Genomic DNA, 21,141 nt, shown 5'->3' with positions numbered 1-21,141 from the left:
GGCGGCCGGTCGTGTGGCCTCCTGCGTTCGTGCTCACGAGACGAACCTTCCCACGGACACCGGCATAAAGGCTCCCTTGACCGTAGTTTTTCCATACTGTATACCGAATGCACTGTCGACGCGAGGACGGAGCTTTGTATGAAGGTCGCTGTTCTCGGCGCCGGCGCCATCGGCGCGTACGTGGGCGCGGCCCTGCACAGGGGCGGCGCGGAGGTGCATCTCATCGCCAGAGGCGAGCACCTGAAAGCGATACGCGAGGCCGGTGTGCGGGTGCTGAGCCCGAGGGGTGACTTCACCGCCCACCCCCACGCCACGGACGACCCTGCCGAGGTCGGCACCGTGGACCACATCTTCCTCGGACTGAAAGCCAACTCCTACGCGGCGGCGGGCCACCTGGTCAGCCCGCTGCTGCACGAGTCCACGACGATCATCGCGGCGCAGAACGGCATCCCGTGGTGGTACTTCCATGGCCTCAAGGGCCCCTACCAGGGGCATCGCATTCAGAGCGTCGATCCTGACGGCACGGTCACCGCCGTCCTCCCCCTGGAACGGGCCATCGGCTGCGTCGTCTACGCGGCCACCGAGATCGAACGGCCGGGCGTGATCCGCCACCTCGAAGGCACCCGCTTCTCCATCGGCGAACCGAGCGGGGAGCTGACCGGCCGCTGCGGGGAGTTCAGCGCGGCGATGACCGACGGCGGGCTGAAGTGCCCCGTCGAGCAGGACCTGCGCAAGGACATCTGGATCAAGCTGATGGGCAACATCGCCTTCAACCCGATCAGCGCGCTGGCCAGGGCCACCATGGCGGGGATCTGCCGCCACGACGGCACCCGCGAGCTGGTGGTCGCGATGATGCGGGAGACGGTCGACGTCGCCAGGAGGGTGGGATGCGATCCGGGCATCTCGATCGAACGGCGATTGAGGGGGGCCGAGAAGGCGGGCGAGCACAAGACGTCCACCCTCCAGGACCTGGAGAAGGGCAAGCCGCTGGAACTGGACGTGCTCCTGGCGGCGGTGGTGGAACTGGCCGACCTGACGGGGGCGGAGGTGCCGACGCTGCGGGCGATCCATGCGGTGAGCGACCTCCTGAGCGAAAGCCTTGATCCCGTGGGCGCGAGGAGCACACCGGACTGAGCGCGGGGCCCCGGGAAGCCCGACCTCTGACCCTCGGAACGCCGGGGCCCGGCGCCCCGGGACCCAGGGGCAGGTGCGCGCGTGTGATACATACCGTAGGCTGTATACAGAATGGAGGGATCATGAGCTATGACCGCCTGACCCATCCACTGGTTCGTGAAGACGGCGTGCTGCGCAGAGCGAGCTGGACCGAGGCCCTCGACCTGGCCGCGGACGGTTTCCGCCGCAACATCGCCCGCCACGGCCCCGACAGCTTCGCCATGCTGTCGTGCGCCCGCTCCACCAACGAGATGAACTACGTGGGCCAGAAGTTCACCCGCGTCGTCGTCGGCACGAACAATGTGGACTCCTGTAACCGCACCTGCCACGCCCCCAGCGTCGCGGGACTGTCAGCCGTGTTCGGCAGTGGCGGCGGCACCTCCTCCTACCAGGAGGTCGAGGACACCGATGTGATCGTCATGTGGGGCTCAGCGGCCCGCAACGCCCATCCGATCTTCTTCCAGCACGTGCTGAAGGCGATCAACAAGGGTGCGCGGATGTTCGCGGTGGACCCCAGGCGTACGGGGACGGCCCAGTGGGCCGACAGCTGGCTGGGGCTGAACGTCGGCACCGACATCCCGCTCGCCCACGCGATCGCCCGCGAGATCATCGACGCCGGCCTGCACAACGAGTCGTTCATCCGGAGGGCGACCACCGGGTTCGAGGAGTTCGTCAGGAAGGTCGATCCGTGGACGCTGTCGACGGCCGAGAAGGTGACCGGCGTCCCGAAGGCGGCGATCCGGGAACTGGCCCACGCCTACGCCAGGGCCGACCGCGCGCAACTGTGCTGGACGCTGGGGATCACCGAGCATCACAACGCCACCGACAACGTCCGCGCGCTGATCAACCTGGCGCTGCTGACCGGCCACGTCGGCAGGTACGGCTCCGGCCTGTCGCCGCTGCGCGGGCAGAACAACGTGCAGGGGGGCGGCGACATGGGCGCCATCCCCAACCGCCTGCCGGGCTTCCAGGACATCCTCGACCCCGACATCAGGGAGCGGTTCGAGCGCTCGTGGGGCATCCCGATCCAGCCCCGCTACGGGCTGAACCTCACCCAGATGCTCGAGGCGATGGCCGAGGGCGAGGTGACCACCTGCTACCTGATCGGCGAGAACCCGGTGCAGTCGGAGGCCGACTCGCTGGCCTGCATCAAGCGGTTGAGCATGCTGGACCACCTCGTCGTGCAGGACATCTTCCTCACCAAGACCGCGCAGATGGCCGATGTCGTGCTCCCCGCCGGCGCCGCGTGGTGCGAGAGCGAGGGCACGTTCACCAACAGCGAGCGCAGGGTCCAGCGGGTCCGCAAGGCGCTCGACCCGCCCGGTGAGGCCCGCGACGACATCTGGATCATGTGCGAGATCGCGCGCAGGCTCGGCCACGACTGGCACTACGACGGCGCGGAGGAGGTCTGGGACGAGCTCAGGCGGCTCTCCCCCGTCCACGCGGGCATGACCTACCGGCGGCTGGAGGAGCACCAGGGCATCCAGTGGCCGTGCCCGTCCGAGGACTCCATCGAGCCGCCCTACCTGCACGCCCGTCTCTGGGAGACCGACCCGGTCAAACGCGGCACGCCCGCGCCGTTCGCGCTGCTGGAGCACTCGCCGCCGGTCGACCTGCTCGACGACGAGTACCCGTTCAGGCTCACCACGGGCCGCCGCCTCGACTCCTACAACACCGGCGTCCAGTCGTCGGGGTTCGCCTCGCCGCTCAGGCGGGGCGAGACGATCGAGCTGTGTCCCGAGGACGCCTCGCGGCTCGGCCTGGTGCGGGGCGAGGAGGTCAGGATCAGCTCCAGGCGCGGCACGGTGGTCGCGCCGGTCTACATCGATCCGGCTCTCAGACCTGGCCTGGTGTTCATGACCATGCACTTCCCCGACGAGGTCGACACCAACGCCCTGACGATCGAGGCCACCTGCCCGATCGCGGGCACGGCGGAGTTCAAGGCGGCCGCCGTACGGATCGAAAAGGTGGCCTGATGGACCTGCACTTCGGCGACGCCGAGCCGACGGCGGAGGAGCGGGCCGCGGTGGACGGGCTGCTCGGCCCGCCCGCGACGGCGTGGGAGGGCGGCGACCGCACCGAGGCCGACCTGCGCTTCGCCGCGCGCGCGGAGCAGGCGCGCGACCGGCTGCTGCCCGCGCTGCACGTGGTCAACGACAGGGTGGGCTGGATCAGCGAGGGCGCGCTGGCCTACATCTGCCGGCGCCTGACGATCCCGCCCGCGGAGGCGTACGGGGTGGCGAGCTTCTACTCCCTCTTCTCCCTCGAGCCTCGGCCGCCGAGGGTGCTGCACGTGTGCACCGACCTGGCGTGCCTGGCGAAGGGCGTGCGGGAGGCGCGGGAGGGCGTGCCCAGCCCGTGCCTCGGCCTGTGCGAGCGCGCCCCTGCCGCGTTGGCGCTGGAGGCGGGCGAGGTCCCCGGCGCCACGGTGTACGGCGGAGGCATGGAGGAGCGCCCCGAGCCGCCGGTCGCCGACGCGGTTCCGCAGGCGGGCGAGCCTGGCCTCGTCCTGCTGAGAAGGGTCGGCGTGGTGGACCCTTCGAGCCTGGACGACTACCGGGCCAACGGCGGCTACCAGGCTCTGCGCCGGGCGTTCGAGCTGGGTCCCGCGGGTGTGATCCGCGAGGTGAGCGACGCGGGCCTGGTCGGCAGGGGCGGCGCGGCCTTCCCGACGGGCCGCAAGTGGGACGCGACGGCCCGCCAGCCCGACCAGCCGCACTACCTGGTCTGCAACGCCGACGAGAGCGAGCCTGGCACGTTCAAGGACCGCGTGATCATGGAGGGCGACCCGTACGCGCTGCTCGAGGCCATGACGATCGCGGCGTACGCCACGGGCTGCCGCAAGGGCTACCTCTACATCAGGGGCGAGTACCCGAGGGCGACCGCGGCACTGGAGACCGCGATCAGGACCGCCAGGGCGAGGGGCCTGCTCGGCGGCGACATCCTCGGCCATGGCTTCGAGTTCGACATCGAGCTGAGGAAGGGCGCGGGCGCCTACATCTGCGGCGAGGAGACCGCGATCTTCAACTCGATCGAGGGCTACAGGGGCGAGCCGCGCACCAAGCCGCCGTTCCCCGTGGAGAAGGGGCTGTTCGGCAAGCCGACCGTCGTCAACAACGTCGAGACCTTGGTCAACGTCCTGCCGATCCTGCTGACCGGCGGCTCGGACACCAAGCTGTTCTGCGTCTCGGGCAGTGTCGGCAGGCCCGGCGTCTACGAGCTGCCGCTCGGCACGTCGCTGCGCGAGCTGCTCGACCTCGCACTGCCGGCGGGCAGGCTGAAGGCGGTACTGCTGGGCGGCGCGGCCGGTTCCTTCGTCACCGACCTGGACGTCCCGCTCAGCTTCGAGGGCACCAGGGCCGCGGGTGCGACGCTCGGCTCCGGCGTGGTCATGGTGCTGGACGAGGAGGTGGACCTGCCGGCGTTCCTGGTCAGGATCGCGGAGTTCTTCCGTGACGAGTCCTGCGGCCAGTGCGTGCCGTGCAGGGTGGGCACCGTCCGTCAGGAGGAGGCGCTGCACCGGCTGAGTTCGCGGCGCAGCGAGTCCGACCTGGTGTTGCTGCGCGAGGTCGGCCAGGCCATGCGCGACGCCTCGATCTGCGGTCTTGGGCAGACCGCGTGGAACGCCGTCGAATCGGCCATCGACCGCCTGGGAGCGTTCAAGTGATCCCTCTTCAGCCGCCGCGCCGCCTGATCGACGTGGAGATCGACGGCGAGGCCGTCAGGGTGCCCGAGGGCTCGACCGTCCTCGACGCCTGCCGTACCGCGGGCAAGGACATTCCGACTCTCTGTCACGGCGACACGCTCACCCCGAAGAACGCCTGCAGGGTCTGCGTCGTCGAGGTGGAGGGGTCGAGGACGCTCGCGCCCGCCTGCTCGAGGAAGGCCGAGCCCGGCATGGTCGTCGGTACCGGCACCGAGCGGGCCAGGCACAGCCGCAAGGTGGTGCTGGAGCTGCTGGCCTCCTCGGCCGACCTGTCGACGACGCCGCGCGCCAAGGAGTGGATGGCGGAGTACGGCGCCGACCCCGCCCGCTTCGGCGAGGAGGCGGCGACGGTCGAGCAGCCCGCCAAGGTGGACAACGATCTGTACGTCCGCGACTACGCCAAGTGCATCCTCTGCTACAAGTGCGTGGACGCCTGCGGCGAGCAGTGGCAGAACTCGTTCGCGATCAGCGTCGCGGGCAGGGGCTTCGACGCGACGATCTCGACGGAGTTCGACGTGGCGCTCACCGACTCGGCGTGCGTCTACTGCGGCAACTGCGTCGAGGTCTGCCCGACGGGGGCGTTGTCGTTCAAGACGGAGTTCGACATGCGCGCCGAGGGCACGTGGGACGAGTCGGCCCAGACGCAGACCACCACGATCTGCAGTTACTGCGGCGTCGGCTGCAATCTGACCTTGCACGTGCAGGACAACAAGATCGTCAAGGTCACGTCCCCTCACGACAGCCCGGTCACCCACGGAAACCTCTGCATCAAGGGACGCTTCGGGTACGGCTATGTATAGGACGAAGAAACGGCAGATCACACAGATCAGGGCGCACGTCCCGAGCAGGAGGCGGGACTCCCTGGCCGCCGAGGAGCCGTTGGAGATCAGGGTCGAGGGGCGGCCGCTGACGATCACCATGCGCACGCCCGGCGACGACTTCGACCTGGCCGCCGGGTTCCTGGTCGGCGAGGGCACGATCGCCTCGCCCGACGACGTCATGACCATGCGCCACTGCGCCGACCTCGACACCTACAACGTCCTCGACGTACGGCTGGCGGCCGGTGTGCGACCTCCCGAGGCCCGCAACTTCTACACCACCTCCTCCTGCGGCGTCTGCGGTAAGGCCTCGCTGGAGGCCGTCCGCACGGTGGCCAGGTGGAGCGCCCGCGAGGATCCCGTTCAGCTCGACAGTTCCGTGCTCGAAGTTCTTCCCGACCGGCTGCGCGCCGCCCAGCGCGTGTTCGACAGGACCGGCGGGCTGCACGCCGCGGGGCTGTTCACCGCCGAGGGCGAGGCGCTGTGCGTCCGCGAGGACGTCGGCAGGCACAACGCCGTCGACAAGCTGGTCGGCTGGGCGCTGCGCGAAGGACGCCTCCCTCTCGCGGGGACGGTGCTGATGGTCTCCGGGAGGGCCTCCTTCGAGCTGGTGCAGAAGGCCGTCATGGCGGGCATCCCCGCTCTCGCCGCCGTCTCCGCCCCCTCCTCTCTCGCGGTGGAGCTGGCGGCGGAAGAAGGACTGACGCTCGTGGGTTTCCTCAGAGGCGACTCGATGAACGTCTACACCGGCGAGCACCGGCTCACCCTGATGGGCTCGGGCCACGGCTCGGCCCGGGCGGCAGGCCCAGGGTGACAGGGGGTGCCGGTCGGCGCGCCGGGCCCCCTGCCGTCGCCGGCATCCCCAGGAGACTTTGACAACCATTTTCATTCTGGGCCATACTGACGGATGTGATGCCCCTTAAGACCCGTTTTCTCACTCTGTTGACCGGTGGAACGCTCCTGGTCACCGCCGCCGCCTGCGGGTCAGGCGCCGCCGAGACCTCGCCCGCCGCCGTGAAGCCCGGCGAAAAGGCGAAGGTCATGGCCGCCTTCTATCCGCTGCAGTGGCTGACCGAGCAGATCGCAGGCTCCGACGTCACTGTCGAGACGCTGACCGCGCCGGGGGTCGAGCCGCACGACCTGGAGCTGACGCCCCAGCAGGTCGCCGACGTCGGTGGGGCCACGCTGACCGCCTACATCAAGGGCCTGCAGCCCGCGGTGGACGAGGCGGTCGAGCAGAACGCGGGCGACAAGGGGTTCGACGCGGCCGGCGCCGTACCGACGCTGCCCGCGGTGGAGGCGGCGGCCGAAGAGGCGGAGGGGCACGAGCACGAGGTCGCCTACGACCCGCACCTGTGGCTCGACCCGAGCAGGTTCGCGGGGGTGGCCACCAAGCTGGGTGAGCGGCTCGCCGCGATCGACCCCGCGCACGCGCAGGCCTTCAAGGACCGCGCCGCCAAGACCGCCGCCGCGCTCACCGCGCTCGACCAGGAGTTCGCCAAGGGGCTGGGCACCTGCTCCACCAGGTCGATCGTGACCGCGCACGAGGCGTTCGGCTACCTGGCGGACCGCTACAAGCTCAAGCAGGTCGGCATCACGATGGACCCCGAGGCCGAGCCGTCGCCCGCCCGCATCGCGGAGGTCTCCAAGGTCGCCAAGGCCGAGAACGTCACTACCATCTTCACTGAGGCCCTCGTCAGCCCCAAGGTCGCCGAGGTCCTCGCCAATGAGGTGGGGGCGAAGACCGCGGTGCTCGACCCCATGGAGAGCCGCCCGTCCGGCGGCGACTACCTGTCGGCCATGCGCCAGAACCTCTCCACCCTGCGAACCGCACTGGGATGCACAGCGTGACAGCAGTATTCGACATGACCGGCGGCCAGGTGACCCTGGACCGCCGGTCCGTGCTTCGCGGCGTGGATCTGACCGTCTGCTCCGGCGAGGTCGTCGCCATCATGGGAGCCAACGGATCGGGCAAGTCCACCCTGGTCAGGGCCATGCTCGGCCTCACCCCCCTGTCGGGGGGCCAGACCCTCCTGTACGGCAGGCCGCCCGCGAGGTTCCGCGAGTGGTGGCGCGTCGGCTACGTGCCCCAGCGGCTCCAGGTCGGCGGCGGCGTGCCCGCCACCGTCCGTGAGGTCGTCGCGTCGGGCAGGATCGCGCGCCAGCGTCGCCTGCGCCCGACCACGGCCGCCGACCGCAGGGCCGTCGAGACCGCGTTGGAGTACGTCGCCCTCGCCGACAGGGCGGGCGACTCGGTCCAGAACCTGTCCGGCGGCCAGCAGCAGCGCGTGCTCATCGCCCGCGCCCTCGCCGGCGAGCCCGACGTGTACGTCATGGACGAGCCCAACGCGGGTGTCGACGCCGGCAGCCAGCGCCTGCTCGCCGACACCCTCACCACGCTGGTGGCAGGAGGAAAGACGATCGTGCTCGTCATGCACGAGCTGGGCCCGCTCGAGCCGCTCATCACCAGGGGCGTCGTCGTCCGCGACGGCGTGATCGCCCACGACGGGGTGCCGCCGCGGCCCGAGGGCGACTGCGCCAAGCCGGGGCACGAGCACGTCCACCCCCACGCCGAGGAGCCCGTCGGGGGACCGCTGGCCGGTTGGAGGGCGGAGGCGTGATCGAGCTGCTCCAGCTTCCCTTCATGCAGCGGGCGGTGATCGCCGCGCTGCTGGTGGGGCTCTGCGCGCCGCTCGTCGGCACCTTCATCGTGCAGCGCCGCCTCGCCCTGCTCGGCGACGGCATCGGCCACGTGGCGCTGACCGGCGTGGCGCTCGGCTTCCTCACGGGGACCGCGCCCGTGCTGACCGCCGTGCTGGTGTCGGTCGTCGGGGCCGTGGCCATCGAACTGGTACGGGCTCGCGGCCGTACCAGCGGCGACGTCGCGCTGGCGCTGCTGTTCTACGGCGGCATCGCGGGCGGCGTGATGCTGATCTCGATCGCGCCCGGCGGCAGCAACTCCAAGCTGACCTCGTACCTGTTCGGCGCGATCGCCAGCGTGACCCGCGAGGACCTGTGGGTCATCGGAGCGCTGGCCGTCACCGTGATCGCGGTCGTGGCGGTCTTCGGCAGGGAGCTGTTCGTGCTCTGCCAGGACGAGGAGGTGGCCAAGGCCAGCGGGCTGCCGGTGCGGTTCCTGAGCCTGCTCATCGCCGTCACCGCCGCGCTCACCGTCGTGATCGCCATGCGCGTGGTGGGGCTGCTGCTGGTCAGCGCGCTCATGGTGATCCCTGTGGCCACCAGCCAGCAGTTCACCAGAGGCTTCAGGGCCACCATGCTGCTGTCGATGGTCTTCGGCGTCGTCGCGGCCGTGGGAGGGCTGCTGAGCTCTACCTTCTCCGCCAAGGTGCCGCCGGGCGCCGCCATCGTGCTTCTCGCTCTCGCCGGCTTCGTGCTGGCCCTCGGGGTCGGTAGATTCGTACGGCGAGGCCGAACCCAGGAGAGCAACCCATGACCACACGTCGCGATGCCGTGCACGACACCCTTCGCAGGAGCGACGGTTTCCGCAGCGCGCAGGACGTCTACGCCGAGATGCGCTCCGACGGCGCCAAGATCGGCCTGACCACGGTCTACCGGGCACTTCAGGCGCTGGCCGACGGCGGCAAGGTCGACGTGCTGCGCACCGACGACGGGGAGTCGGTCTACCGGGCCTGCGCCAGTGGCGACCACCACCATCACCTGGTGTGCCGCCACTGCGGCCGTACGGTCGAGGTGGCCGGGCCCGACGTCGAGCGCTGGGCCGAGGCGGTCGGCGCCGATCACGGGTTCACCGAGGTCACCCACACCGTCGAGGTCTTCGGCACCTGCGCCTCCTGCTCAGCCGCCGTACGCGCTTCCTGAATCCCGCGCGGTCGGAGCGGGCGCGAACGGGTATGTGAACCTGTGGAAGGCCCCTTGCACGCCGTGCGGGAGATACGCTGTGCCCCCACGCTGGAGTAGGCCACGACAGGAGCTGACATGCCGTTCGGCCATGACATGGTGTATTCGCTCGCCACCGTCGTCGAGCTGGTGAACACCTCACCGGCGACCGGAGGCGACGAAGGCCTCAGCGACCTCGACGACCTCGCCGAGTTCGTCAGGGCACGCCAGGTCAGTGGCATCCAGACCCTCACCCAACGCGACCTGGGGCAGGTCAGGATGCTGCGCGAGGACCTTCACCGGGTCTTCACCGCGCCCGACCAGGCCGGCGCGCTTCGGCTGGTCAACGCGCTGCTCGCCGACACCCGCATCACGCCGCGCCTGACCGAGCACGACGGTCACCCGATCCACATGCACTACTTCGCGCCCGACGCCTCGCTGGCCGAGCACCTGGCCGCCGACTGCGGGATCGCGCTCGCCCACCTGCTGGTCGAGGACGAGTGGGAGCGGCTGCGGACCTGCTCGGCGCCCGACTGCGACCACGTCTTCGTCGACGAGTCGCGCAACAGATCGCGGGTCTACTGCGACAGCCGTACGTGCGGCAACCGCATGCATGTCGCCGCATACCGGGCGCGGCGCCGGGCATGATGGTCCGGTGACAACCGACGAGGTCCGGGACGAGGTCTCGCTGACCAATCTCGACCAGCCGCTGTTCGACGACGCGGGCGTGACGAAGCGGGACCTGGTCGACTATCTCGACGCCATGCACGACCGCATGCTGCCCGTGCTGCGGGAGAGACCCCTGTCGGTGGTCAGGGTCCGTGCGGGTCAGGCGCCGTTCATGCAGAAGAACGTGCCCTCCTACGCGCCGCCGTGGATCCGTACGGTCACGCTGTGGGCGGAGACGTCGCGGCGGGAGGTCTCCTACGCGCTGTGCGACGACCGCAGGACCCTGCTGTGGTTCGCCAACCAGCGCGCGGTGGAGTACCACCCGACGCTGGTGCGGGCGGCCGACTGGGAACACCCCACCCACCTCGTGCTCGACCTCGACCCACCGGCCGGCGACGACTTCCCCATCGTGGTGCGCGCCGCCGGGCTGATCCGCCGGGCGCTGGACGACGCCGGCCTGGCCGGGGCGGTCAAGACCAGCGGCGCGAAGGGGCTGCACGTCTTCGTCCCGCTCGAGAAGGGCGTGGCGATGGCGGACGCCGCCGCCGCCACCCGGGCCCTCGCCGCGCGGGCCGAGCGTCTCGACCCCGCCATCGCCACCACGGCCTTCATCAGGGAGGACCGCGAGGGCAAGGTGTTCCTCGACTCGACCAGGGCAGGCGGGGCGACGGTCGTGGCCGCCTACAGCCCCCGCGTCCGCCCCGGCGCGACCGTGTCGTTCCCCGTGGCGTGGGAGGACCTCGATCGGGTCACGCCCGCCGACTTCACCATCCGCACCGCCGCCGAGCTGGCAGGCGACGGCGACCCGTGGGCCGAGCTCATGCCCGAGCCTCAGCGGCTGCCCGCCGACCTCGTCGAGGAGGGGCACACCATCCCCGTCGCCAGGGTGCAGGCCATGCACGAGGGCAAGCGCAGGGCCCGAGCCCGCCGGGGCTGAGCCTTCGCCTCAGCCCGCCGGCGGCGCGGCCACCTGGTTGGGGACCGCTCCGCCGTACCGCCTGTCGCGCTTGGCGAAGATCTCGCACGCCTCCCACAGGTCCCTGCGGTCGAAGTCGGGCCAGAGCCTGTTGAGGAAGACCATCTCGGCGTAGGCCGACTGCCACAGCAGGAAGTTGGAGAAGCGCTGCTCACCGGACGAGCGGACGAACAGGTCGACCTCGGGGATGTCGGGCTCGTCGAGGTAGCGGGCGAACACCTTCTCGTTCACCTTGCCAGGCTTGACCCGGCCCGCGGCGATGTCGTGCGCGAGCTTGACCGCGGCGTCGACGATCTCGGCCTGCCCGCCGTAGTTGACGCAGAACTGCAGGGTGAGCGTGCGGTTGTTCCTGGTCATCTCCTCGGCGTCCTGCAGCTCGGAGATGACGCTCTTCCACAGCCGGCCCGGCCGGCCCGCCCAGCGCACCCGCACGCCCATCGCGTTCAGCTCGTCACGGCGGCGGCGGATCACGTCACGGTTGAAGCCCATGAGGAAGCGGACCTCGTCGGGCGACCGCTTCCAGTTCTCCGTGGAGAAGGCGTAGGCGCTCAGGTACGGGATGCCCAGCTCCAGCGCGCCCTCGATGACGTCGAACAGCGACGCCTCGCCCGCCTTGTGCCCCTCCGTCCTCGGCAGGCCGCGCTGCTTGGCCCACCGGCCGTTGCCGTCCATGACGATCGCGACGTGCTTCGGCACCAGGTCCCTGGGGATGGGCGGCGGCACCGCGCCCGAAGGGTGCGGGGCGGGAGGACGGACGTTCACCGTGCTGGTTCCCTTTCTACGTGGCGGAGAGAGCGGATGCCGTGTTCGAGGTGCCACTGCAGGTAGGCGGCGACCAGCCCGCTGCACTCCGCGCGGTGGCGCGTCTCGGAGACGTCCGCCGCGGCCCAGTCGCCGCGCAGCAGCGCCGTCATCAGGGCGAGGGTCTCTCCGGCCGGTACGGCGGCGCCCGCGGGACGGCACGCCCCGCACACCGCGCCGCCCGCCACAATGGCGAACGCCCGCACCGTCTCGGCCCTGCACCTGGCGCACTCCTGCAGCGCGGGCGCGTAACCGGCGACCGCGAGCGAGCGCAGGAAGTAGGCGTCGAGCACCAGCCTGGGCTCGTGGCTGCCGTCGGCCAGCGTGCGCAGCCCGCCCACCAGCAGCAGGAACTGCCTGAGCGCGGGCTCCTTCTCGCCCTGGGTGAGGCGGTCGGCGGTCTCCAGCATCGCGCTGCCCGCCGTGTAGCGGGGGTAGTCGTGGGCCAGCGCCTCGCCGTACGGGTGGATGGTCTCCGCCTGCGTGATCACGTCCAGTGTGCGACCTACGTGCAGTTGAAGATCGACATGTGTGAAAGGCTCCAGGCGCGCGCCGAACCTGGAGGTGGTGCGGCGCACGCCCTTGGCGACGCCGCGCACCTTGCCCGTGCGCTTGGTGAGGAGAGTCACGATCCTGTCCGCCTCACCCAGCTTCTGGGTTCGCAGGACGACGCCCTCGTCACGGTAGAGACTCACCGCTCCAGTCTAGGGTGACCTTCGGGTGGACCGGCTTTGCCCAAGTCTCACTAGACTTTGACGCCTGCCCCTGGTTTACCTGTTGTTCGACCCCCCGCAACTGCCTCGAAAGGGTGACATGACCCGCGTGGTCCTGCTGGGCTCTTCGCCCGGCCCTGACACCGCTCCGACCGGCCTCAGGCTGGCCGCTCTACCCGGCTCCCCCTCCGTCGGCGAGCGACTGCGCGACCAGGCGCTCTCGCTCGACCCGCAGCCGGCTCTGATCGAGCGCACCGATCTCGCCACCGCCCTGCGCGCCCTCGCCGAGGTCGCCGAGTCGGCGCAGGAGAACATCCTCTTCCTGCCGACCAACTCGGTCATCCACGACGAGTTGATCTACCAGATCACCAAGGCCAAGCGCGGCGCCATCGCTCTCGTGGCCAAGGAGCCGCGCGAGGAGGACGAGAACGGCGAGCGGATCGCCTACGACGTCCCCATCGAGGAGGCCCAGCCCGAGATCGGCGGCAACAGTCTCGAAGGGCTGATGGTCCGCACCCGCGTCGGCAAGTCGCGCGTCATCTCGGTCGGCACCGCCCACCACGCCGTCACCAGGCCCAACGCCGTCCTGCTCGGCCCGCTGCACCTCAACGCGCGCCACGCGCCCGTGCTGGCCGAGACCTGCCGCGAGCTCGCCGACCTGGCCCACCTGTTCAGCCCCGAGGACGACCTGGTCCAGCTGATCGTCTTCGGCCTGGTCCGCAAGGGCGTCTCCGTCGGCATCCGCGGCCGCCGCGACCTGTTCTTCCGCCGCATCACCACCCAGGCGGAGGCCAACGAGGCCGCCACCGAGATGCACGGCATGGACGAGGACCGCGCCAGGCTCAACAACGCGGTCAAGGGCGCCGACGGCTTCTTCACCACCTACTTCGTCAGCACCTACTCCCGTTTCATCGCCCGCTGGGCGGCGCGACGCGGGTTGACGCCCAACCAGGTCACCCTGATCTCCATCTTCCTCGGCGTGGCCGCGGCGGCCTGTTTCGCCACCGGCCAGCGGCTCGGCATGGTGGCCGGCGGCGTGCTGATCTACTTCGCGTTCGTCTTCGACTGCGTCGACGGGCAGGTCGCCCGCTACGCCCGCAAGTTCGGCGTGCTCGGCGCGTGGCTCGACGCGACGTTCGACCGGTTCAAGGAGTACGTCGTCTTCGCCGGACTGGCCGTCGGCTACGTGGTCGCCGGCCACAGCGAGGACATCTGGATCCTGGCGCTGGCCGCGCTCTCCCTGCAGTCGGTCAAGCACCTGCTCGACTTCTCCTTCGGCGCGGCCAACCGGCGCAAGCCGCCGTCCCCGCTGCCCACCACGCCGCTGACCGCTCCCGACGACAGCGGCCTGCGCAAGGCGCTGGAGCGGCGCAAGGTCGAGCGCAGCACCGGCATCCGCGGCGTGCTCAAGATGTGGACCAAGGCGGGCAGGTTCCGCTTCGTCTACTGGGCGCGCAAGATGGTCGTGTTCCCCATCGGCGAGCGGTTCGCGGCCATCGCGATCACCGCCGCCCTCTTCGACGCCCGGGTCACCTTCATCACCCTGCTGATCTGGGGAAGCGTCGCCGCCGCCTACACCGTCACAGGACGCGTCATGAGGTCACTCGCATGATCACTCAGCCGCAGGCCAGCACCACCGCCGCTCCCGACCCCGACGGGGAACGGCGGCGCATCCAGACCGCCAGGCTGCTCGCCTACCGCGACGACGGCCCCCTGGTCCACACCCTCGCCCCGCGCCTCGGCAAGGGCTTCCCCCCGGTCCCCACGCTGCTGATCGCGCTCCTCGCGACCATCGCCGTGGCCGTCACCGGCCTGTCGCCGCTGATCGCCGTCGGCGTCATGATCGTGCTCGTGCTCCCCACCGGAGCCCGCGACCACCTCGGCCGCCTCGACTGGCTGGTGCCGCCGCTGCTGCGCGGCACCGAGTTCATCGCGATCATCCTGATCGGCCTGACCTTCGACGCGCCCAAGTGGCTGCTGTTCGTGCTGCTGTACGTCGTCGGCTACCACACCTACGACACCGTCTACCGCACCAGGCAGAGCATCTGGCCGCCCACCTGGGTGTTCATGGCCGGCCTCGGCTGGGAGGTCCGCCTGCTGATCATCGCGGCGGGCGCGGCGCTGGGCGTCCTCACCCCCGTCCTGTACGTGCTGACCGCGTACCTGCTCGTGCTGTTCGCGGTGGAGAGCGTGACCAGCTGGGTACGGCTCGACAAGGCCTCGGCGCAGGCGAGCGCGGACGCCGAGCAGGACCTGGAGGCTTCGCCCGAGGAGGCGCTGGAGCAGGCGACCGGCGAGGCGGAGAAGGCCTGACCGCCGCCTACGCGACAAGCTGACGGGGGAGCTCCGGCTCCCCCGTCAGCTTTTTTGTGCGATGACCTTCGGTTGCGGGGTGAGGCCCTCCGATCTCCGATCTCCGATCTCAGGTCCCCGGTCTCCGGTCCCCGGTCCCCGGTCTCCGGTCCCCGGTCCCCGGTCCCCGGTCTCCGGTCTCCGGTCGAAGCTTTCGGGGTGAGGCCCGTCGGCCGGGACCCGGCTCCGGAGGAAGCCCTCGGGACGGGGAGCCGGGTGTCACGGACGGGTGGTGTCGGCCGCTTTGCGGGCCAGCAGGTGGGCCTGGGGGAAGCCCCGCCGTTCGTCCTGCTCCGCGGCGATGACCAGCCGGGCCACCTCCACGATCCCGCTCTCGCGCAGCAGGTCGGTGACGCGGTCGGGTGACCACCGGTAGGCGAGTGACACGGTGTGGTCGAACGCCTCCGCCAGTTCCGAGGGCACGTCGTGGGCCTGGAAGCTGAGCAGCAGATGTCCGCCGGGGGTGAGCACCCGGTGGAACTCGGCGAACACCTCCGGCAGCCGCTCCGGCGGGGTGTGGATGATCGAGTACCGGGCGAGGATGCCGCCCAGGGTGCCGTCGGGCAGGTCGAGAGCGGACATCGAACCCTCCGCGAACCGCAGGTCCGGATACGCCTGGCGGGCCAGCCCGATCATCTCCGGCGACACGTCGACGCCGAAGGCGGTCAGCCCGAGAGCGTGCAGGTGGGCCGTCACGTGCCCGGGGCCGCAGCCGAGATCGGCGACCGGTCCCGCGCCGGAGTCCTGGACGAGTTCGGCGAACACGCCGAGCATCGAACGGTCCAGCGGGTCGCGCTCGAGCTGGCCGCTGACGAACTCGGCGTACTGGACGGCCATCGAGTCGTAGGCCGAGCGGGTGGTGTGCAGGAAGTCCGGTCCGATCATGGCTGGGGATCGTAGTCCACCCGTCCAGGCGGCGCGCCCCAGGGCCTGCGGGGCGACGACGCCGCCGGCCACGGCACGCCGTGCCTGTCGCACCCAGGGCTCGGCGTTCGACATGGCTCCTCCTGCGGAGGTGGTGGGTGGGCGGAGAAGATGATCAGTCGTCGAGCGTCTGGTAGGCGGTGGTCCAGAAGTCACGGTGCAGGCGCGGAGTGTCGAGGGAGTCCATCGCCGCCTGGGTGAGCAGGATGCCGACGAGCCCCTCGGCCGGGTCGGCGTACGCGGTGGTGCCCAGCCCGCCGTCCCAGCCGAACTGGCCCACGGATGCCAGGTCGCGGCGATGGGTGCGGACGGCCATGCCGAAGCCGTAACCGCCGTGCCTGCCGAAGTGGTCGCCGAACGCGTCCTTCTCCACCTTCTGCTCCGGAGTGAGGTGGTCCATGGTCATCAGCTCGACCGAGGCCCTGGACAGCACGCGCCCCCCTCTGTGGGCCCCCTTGTTGAGCAGCATCCGGTAGAAGGCGTGGTAGTCGTCGACCGTGGAGACCAGCCCGTCGCCGCCGGCTTCGAAGGCCGGGGGCCTGCTGTACTTGCCGCCTTCGGCTTCGTCCCACACCGTCAGCTCGCCGGTCTCGGGGTTGTGCGCGTAGCTGGTGGGCAGGCGGTGGATCTTGTCGGCGGGGACGTGGAAGCCGGTGTCGGTCATGCCGAGCGGGTCGAGCAGCCGCTCGCGCAGGAACGTCTCGAACGACTGGCCCGCGACCCTGGGGATCAGGACGCTGAGGACGTCGGAGCCGGTGTGGTACTGCCACAGCGAGCCCGGCTGGTGCATGAGCGGCAGGCTGCCGAGCCGGGCGATCCATTCGTCGGGCCCGGCGGCGGGGGTGCTGCCGTCCAGGCCGAGTTCGCGCATGGCGACCTGGATGGGGTGGGTGTCCGGCGGGGCCAGGACCGCGCCGAAGCCGAAGGTGAAGGTGAGCAGGTCGCGCACGGTGATCGGCCGGTGGGCGGGGACCGTGTCGTCGAGGGGGGCGTCGATCCGGGTCAGCACCCGCCGGTCGGCCAGCTCGGGCAGCCAGGTGTCGACCGGGTCGTCCAGGCGGAGCCGGCACTCCTCAACGAGGATCATGACCGCGGCGGCGGTGAGGGGCTTGCTGAGCGAGGCCATCCGGAAGATGGTGTCGCGCCGCATCGGGGCGTCGTGGCCGGTGTGCATGGCGCCGATGGCCTCGACGTGCGTCTCGTCGCCGCGGCCGACCAGCGCGACCAGTCCCGGGATCGCGCCGGAGTCCACGTGGCCGGCGAGGACGTCGCGCATCCGGCGCAGCCCCGCCTGTGACAGACCCGCGGCACGCCTCTCCTCCCAGCGGCCCTGAGTCTCCCAGGCACCCTTCGTGTCCCAGGTGCCCTGCATGCTCCAGTTCGCGGACTTCGTCATGATTCTTCCTTTTCCAATTTGTTGCACACGTCGTTCTCGTATGCGAACACTGTACGCACGGAGATGGTCGTGCGCAACCATGCACGATGTACGCGGATGGACACCGGCGGCACGAGCGCCCGGGATTCTCGACGCGACCGGACACCGGTGAAGCCGCACGAGTCTCGATGTCGCCAGACAAGCCAGAAGATTTCCCGCTATGGACGCTGGATGACCGATTAGTGTGGGGATCTAGGGACACTCGGGCCGGAGACCGTTCCGGCAGAGCCGGGAGACGCGGATGGCGTTCTTGTCACGCCTGTTCAAGCGGGGGTCGGGCGATCCGCTCTCCGAACGTGATCACGAGCGGGAAGAGGCTCACCAGCAGGGCGTGAAAGACGCCCGCGAGCAGCCGTTACGCCACTTCACCGACGCTGAGTGCCAGCCCGCCTTCCTCTTCGAGATCAGGTCGCGGGCGCGGGAGCGGATCGCGCGGGTCGACCAAGGGGTGGCGGCTCGCCGTACGGACCTCTTACGGGAGGTCGGCCTGGCGCGGGAGACGGTGTTCAGGGAGACGGGGCGGGCGGATCTCCATCCCGGGGTGACACCGAACGGCGGGGCCGCGGAATCGGGGCGGGCGGCCGGTCGAGGTTCCGAGGGCGGCCGACACGACCCTCATGGCGACCATCCGGGGACCGGCCGCGCCCGGCCCGGCGAGGAGGATCCGTTCATCTCCATCGCCGAGGCCAGGCGGCGGCGGGCCGAGCGGGCGCGGCGCGAGGCGCTGCGGGAGGCGTCCGATCGGATCCACGGGGCGAGGTCGCGGATCGAGCAGCTGGCGCGGGAGTGGGACGGCATGCTCGTGGAACGCAACCACGAGGTGGAGGCGATCCACGCGTGGGCGCAGCAGGTGATCGCGGCCTACCGGCGTGGGGTGATGGGGGCGCATCCGCGGCGGGAGGAGATTCCGTCGCTGTGGAAGGGCGAGGTCGTGGCGATGGACTCCGTGGGGGACGGGGTCACCGCGATCTCCTCCAGGGAGGAGATCGGGGGGCTCCTGGAGGAGGTCGAGCACCGGATCGAGATCTGGCACAGCGAGGTCAGGGGGGTGGGCGAGCTTCCTCGCGGCCGGAGGTGGCGGGAGCTTCCAGCGGGAACTTCGGCCGACCTCCCGCGAGAGGAGCGACGGCGGGCGGACGGGAGCCCGCATGAGGACGACGTCCCGCGGGACGAGGGATCGCGGGAGGACGGCGGCTCGCAAGACGAGCGACCGCAGGAGGGCGGGAGCGTGCACGAGGGCGGGAGCCCGGACGAGGACAGGAGCCCGGACGAGGACGGGCGGGCACACGAGGAAGGGCGGGGCTCCCGCGACGGTTCGACGGGTCGGACTGGGGATGCGAACAGCGTGGGCGAGGCGCGGGGAGAACGATGAGGCGGGGGCGGTGGGTGGCGGGGCTGGTGACCGTCGGGCTGGTCGGTGCCGGAGTGGCGGGGTGCGGGACGGAGGCGAGGGCGGTCTGCGGGGTCATCGTGGACTCCACCAGCTACGCCGACCCGGCGGCCAGCCGTACCGATGTGACCTCCAAGTTGCCGGCCTTCGTGGACGGGTGTGACTGGGTCGGGTTCGCCGCGGTCACGGGCTCGTCGGAGAGCAGCACGTGCCGCGAGGACCCGGTCGCGGTGGCGGCGTCGGCGAGGGAGAACCCGAACGACAACCCGGTCGTGGAGGAGCGGATCCGCAAGCACAGGCTGACGCAGGTGCTGCCTCGCGCGGCCGAGCTGTTCGACTGCCCGGCCGAGGGTGAGGGGTCGGATGTGCTCGGGTCCTTCCGTTACGTCGTGAAGCAGATGGGCGCCCGGCGGCAGCCTGACGTGACGCACCGGATCATCGTGTTCAGCGACCTGATCAACAACAGGGGCGATCTGAACGTCAACAAGCTGGATCTGGGCGATGCGGCGAGGAAGCAGAAGATCAAGGAGCTCAGGGACGCGCGGCTGCTGCCGGATCTGACCGGGTACGAGGTGGCCGTCCATGGGTTCCTGCGCAAGAAGGGCTCGGATCCGGACCGCTTCCCGCTGCTGGAGAGCTTCTGGAGGGAGGCGCTAGAGTCGGCGGGAGCCGTCTCGGTGGATCTGCTCTAGCTCCCCGGTACGGCGGTGGCAGGCCGCCGTACCGGGGAGGTCGGGTTCACCAGCCGATGCCGATGGTCAGGCGGGTCGGCGGGTTGGCGTTGGGGAGGATCTTGACGCTGCTCTGGTCGTTGATGTCGTCGTAGGCGAAGCCGTAGGCGCGTCCCTGGAGCCCCACGGTGTGGAAGAAGCCGGCGTAGTCGTTCCTGGCGACACCCGCAGGGTAATAGCCCGAGGCGGTGCCCCACCAGGCCGCGGGGTTCATCGCGACGCCCCTGTTGAACGCGGCGCAGAACTCCGCGCCCAGCTCGAGTTCGACCGTGCTCATCCCGGCGGAGGCCAGCGCCCCCGAGCACTCCACCACGTCCTTGGTGGTGGGCTTGTTCAGGAAGTACGGCCCCGCCCCGTTCCTGGTGAATTGCAGGCGCCCGCCGGAGACCCGGCCGGTGAAGGTGACGCCGAGGCGGTTGAGCGTGAACTGGTTGGCGGTGTAGTGGTTCCACACCTGGTCGATGACGGGCTTGAGGTACTCGGACTGGCGGAACAGCGGTGAGGAGCGCGGTGCGACGATCCGGTGGTCGTTGACGAGGGGGCGGAACGGCGAGCCGACCGCGGCGGTGTAGCGGGAGCGGACCTGGTCGCGGGTGAGGGTGATGCCGACGGTCTCGTCGTATCCGATGGCGCTCTGCTGGAGCCTGGCGGTCATGGGGAAGCCGAACATGTCGACCTGCGTGGTGTTGCCGCCGAACGGGATGGCGCTGTGCGCGTAGGTGAACTCGTACCAGTCGAAGTGGACGTCCTGGTTGGGGTCGGAGGGGTTGGCCAGGTCGGGGCCGCCCCAGCCGCGGTTGTCGGGCGAGATGGGGATGTACATCGGCGAGCCGAGCGAGACGTACATCCTGGCGCCCTCGATGCGGCTGGGGATGGTGACGGTCCGCGCCTGGGCCAGAGTGAAGGACATGTCGGCGTAGTTGCGGCCGTTCTTGGTCAGGTGCCCTGGCGCGTTCTCCTCGGACTGATCGATGTGGGCGAGAGTACCGTCGGACTTCAGGTAGTGCCACTCCCCCGGGGTCGGCATGCCGAGGATCATGATGTGGATCTGGCTGTCGGACCATCTGCCGGCGGTGTTGTTGGTGAAGGTGACGGGGAACGTGCCGGGGCCTGCGCCGCCGGAGCCGTTGTGCGTGTAGGTGAAGCGCGGTGTGTCGTAGAGGGGGCCGCCCTTCTCGTAGGTGAACCAGTACTCGACGCGGGTTCCCGACGACAGGTCGCCGACGGTCTTCTCCCAGGTGCCGCCCCGGTCGGTCATGCGGACGTTCTGCTGGGGAACCCCGCTGACCAGATAGTGGACGTCGACGAGCGAGGCGGGCGTGGTCGGCTTGAACCAGATCACGGCCGAGGCGGCCCCCGAGGGGGTGACTCCCTGGGTGTGGTCGGCGGCCGACGGGGCCGAAAGCGCGCCCACGAACGTGATGATCGATACGAGCAGGCGTAACGACATGGCTCTCCTCTCAGGACCGTCCCGAGAGCGCTCTCTCACAGCATTCACACCCGTGTGCGCCGCTGTCAATATGGCATTGACACGACGGAAAAGCCATGTTCACATCAACCACAGAGAGCGCTCTCCCACATCAACCCCCCGCCCC

The 21,141-nt window shown here is 70.3% G+C and carries 20 protein-coding genes; 15 read left to right on the top strand and 5 right to left on the bottom strand.

Annotated elements, in window-relative coordinates; genetic code table 11:
• The first annotated feature begins 138 nt into the window (after positions 1-138).
• The 11 genes from AC3EO4_RS26025 (at position 139) to ligD (ending at position 11,161) form a co-directional block, all read left to right on the top strand.
• Positions 139-1,134, top strand: coding sequence for a 2-dehydropantoate 2-reductase (locus AC3EO4_RS26025; protein WP_431898293.1), 996 nt, complete (start codon positions 139-141; stop codon positions 1,132-1,134).
• Between the two features lie 122 nt (positions 1,135-1,256).
• The gene (locus AC3EO4_RS26020; protein WP_379578205.1) at positions 1,257-3,149 is read left to right on the top strand and encodes a molybdopterin oxidoreductase family protein; all 1,893 of its coding nucleotides are present in this window, start codon (positions 1,257-1,259) and stop codon (positions 3,147-3,149) included.
• Positions 3,149-4,840, top strand: a complete 1,692-nt coding sequence (locus AC3EO4_RS26015) for an NADH-ubiquinone oxidoreductase-F iron-sulfur binding region domain-containing protein (RefSeq protein WP_431898291.1) — start codon at positions 3,149-3,151, stop codon at positions 4,838-4,840. Before AC3EO4_RS26020 ends, AC3EO4_RS26015 begins: the two co-directional genes overlap by 1 nt.
• Positions 4,837-5,679 carry a 2Fe-2S iron-sulfur cluster-binding protein gene (locus AC3EO4_RS26010; RefSeq protein ID WP_431898289.1) on the top strand — a complete coding sequence of 281 codons (843 nt, stop codon included), beginning with the start codon at positions 4,837-4,839 and terminating at the stop codon, positions 5,677-5,679. The genes AC3EO4_RS26015 and AC3EO4_RS26010 overlap by 4 nt, the downstream gene beginning before the upstream one ends.
• Positions 5,672-6,511, top strand: coding sequence for a formate dehydrogenase accessory sulfurtransferase FdhD (gene fdhD, locus AC3EO4_RS26005; protein ID WP_431898287.1), 840 nt, complete (start codon positions 5,672-5,674; stop codon positions 6,509-6,511). Before AC3EO4_RS26010 ends, fdhD begins: the two co-directional genes overlap by 8 nt.
• A gap of 128 nt (positions 6,512-6,639) precedes the next feature.
• A complete protein-coding gene (locus tag AC3EO4_RS26000; protein WP_379578213.1) occupies positions 6,640-7,548 on the top strand; it encodes a metal ABC transporter substrate-binding protein in 909 nt (302 codons plus the stop codon).
• Positions 7,536-8,318, top strand: coding sequence for a metal ABC transporter ATP-binding protein (locus AC3EO4_RS25995; RefSeq protein WP_379578215.1), 783 nt, complete (start codon positions 7,536-7,538; stop codon positions 8,316-8,318). The genes AC3EO4_RS26000 and AC3EO4_RS25995 overlap by 13 nt, the downstream gene beginning before the upstream one ends.
• Positions 8,315-9,151 carry a metal ABC transporter permease gene (locus AC3EO4_RS25990; protein ID WP_431898284.1) on the top strand — a complete coding sequence of 279 codons (837 nt, stop codon included), beginning with the start codon at positions 8,315-8,317 and terminating at the stop codon, positions 9,149-9,151. The genes AC3EO4_RS25995 and AC3EO4_RS25990 overlap by 4 nt, the downstream gene beginning before the upstream one ends.
• A complete protein-coding gene (locus tag AC3EO4_RS25985) occupies positions 9,148-9,537 on the top strand; it encodes a Fur family transcriptional regulator (protein ID WP_379578219.1) in 390 nt (129 codons plus the stop codon). Before AC3EO4_RS25990 ends, AC3EO4_RS25985 begins: the two co-directional genes overlap by 4 nt.
• 117 nt (positions 9,538-9,654) lie before the next feature.
• Positions 9,655-10,203: a CGNR zinc finger domain-containing protein gene (locus AC3EO4_RS25980; protein WP_379578221.1), complete on the top strand. Its 549-nt coding sequence runs from the start codon at positions 9,655-9,657 to the stop codon at positions 10,201-10,203.
• 7 nt (positions 10,204-10,210) lie between these two features.
• Complete coding sequence (gene ligD / locus AC3EO4_RS25975) at positions 10,211-11,161, top strand: non-homologous end-joining DNA ligase (RefSeq protein ID WP_379578223.1); 951 nt, start codon at positions 10,211-10,213, stop codon at positions 11,159-11,161.
• 9 nt (positions 11,162-11,170) lie between these two features.
• Here ligD and AC3EO4_RS25970 read toward each other — a convergent pair whose 3' ends face one another.
• Positions 11,171-11,962, bottom strand: coding sequence for an isoprenyl transferase (locus AC3EO4_RS25970; protein WP_379578225.1), 792 nt, complete (start codon positions 11,960-11,962; stop codon positions 11,171-11,173).
• Positions 11,959-12,696, bottom strand: a complete 738-nt coding sequence (gene recO / locus AC3EO4_RS25965; RefSeq protein WP_379578227.1) for a DNA repair protein RecO — start codon at positions 12,694-12,696, stop codon at positions 11,959-11,961. Before recO ends, AC3EO4_RS25970 begins: the two co-directional genes overlap by 4 nt.
• 118 nt (positions 12,697-12,814) lie before the next feature.
• On the opposite strand from recO, the gene AC3EO4_RS25960 reads away from it, so the two are divergent.
• Together AC3EO4_RS25960 and AC3EO4_RS25955 are read left to right on the top strand one after the other, a co-directional pair.
• Positions 12,815-14,326 carry a CDP-alcohol phosphatidyltransferase family protein gene (locus AC3EO4_RS25960; RefSeq protein WP_431898281.1) on the top strand — a complete coding sequence of 504 codons (1,512 nt, stop codon included), beginning with the start codon at positions 12,815-12,817 and terminating at the stop codon, positions 14,324-14,326.
• Entirely contained in the window at positions 14,323-15,027 is a 705-nt protein-coding gene (locus tag AC3EO4_RS25955; protein ID WP_431898279.1) for a DUF5941 domain-containing protein, read from the top strand. Before AC3EO4_RS25960 ends, AC3EO4_RS25955 begins: the two co-directional genes overlap by 4 nt.
• A gap of 258 nt (positions 15,028-15,285) precedes the next feature.
• On the opposite strand, the gene AC3EO4_RS25950 is transcribed toward AC3EO4_RS25955, so the two are convergent.
• Positions 15,286-15,951: a class I SAM-dependent methyltransferase gene (locus AC3EO4_RS25950; protein ID WP_379578233.1), complete on the bottom strand. Its 666-nt coding sequence runs from the start codon at positions 15,949-15,951 to the stop codon at positions 15,286-15,288.
• Positions 15,952-16,105: 154 nt separating this feature from the next.
• Complete coding sequence (locus tag AC3EO4_RS25945) at positions 16,106-17,386, bottom strand: serine hydrolase domain-containing protein (protein ID WP_379578235.1); 1,281 nt, start codon at positions 17,384-17,386, stop codon at positions 16,106-16,108.
• 280 nt (positions 17,387-17,666) lie between these two features.
• Between AC3EO4_RS25945 and AC3EO4_RS25940 the strand changes: the two genes are divergently transcribed.
• Positions 17,667-18,797: a hypothetical protein gene (locus AC3EO4_RS25940; RefSeq protein ID WP_379578237.1), complete on the top strand. Its 1,131-nt coding sequence runs from the start codon at positions 17,667-17,669 to the stop codon at positions 18,795-18,797.
• Positions 18,794-19,507, top strand: a complete 714-nt coding sequence (locus AC3EO4_RS25935; RefSeq protein ID WP_379578239.1) for a hypothetical protein — start codon at positions 18,794-18,796, stop codon at positions 19,505-19,507. Before AC3EO4_RS25940 ends, AC3EO4_RS25935 begins: the two co-directional genes overlap by 4 nt.
• Before the next feature lie 46 nt (positions 19,508-19,553).
• Here the strand turns inward: AC3EO4_RS25935 and AC3EO4_RS25930 are convergent, their stop codons facing one another.
• Entirely contained in the window at positions 19,554-20,996 is a 1,443-nt protein-coding gene (locus AC3EO4_RS25930; protein WP_431898278.1) for a glycoside hydrolase family 64 protein, read from the bottom strand.
• Between the last annotated feature and the right edge of the window lie 145 nt (positions 20,997-21,141).

Source organism: Nonomuraea sp. bgisy101 (assembly GCF_057708945.1).
Note: the sequence above shows the minus strand (reverse complement) of the source record. Positions and strands in the feature narration are given on the sequence as shown.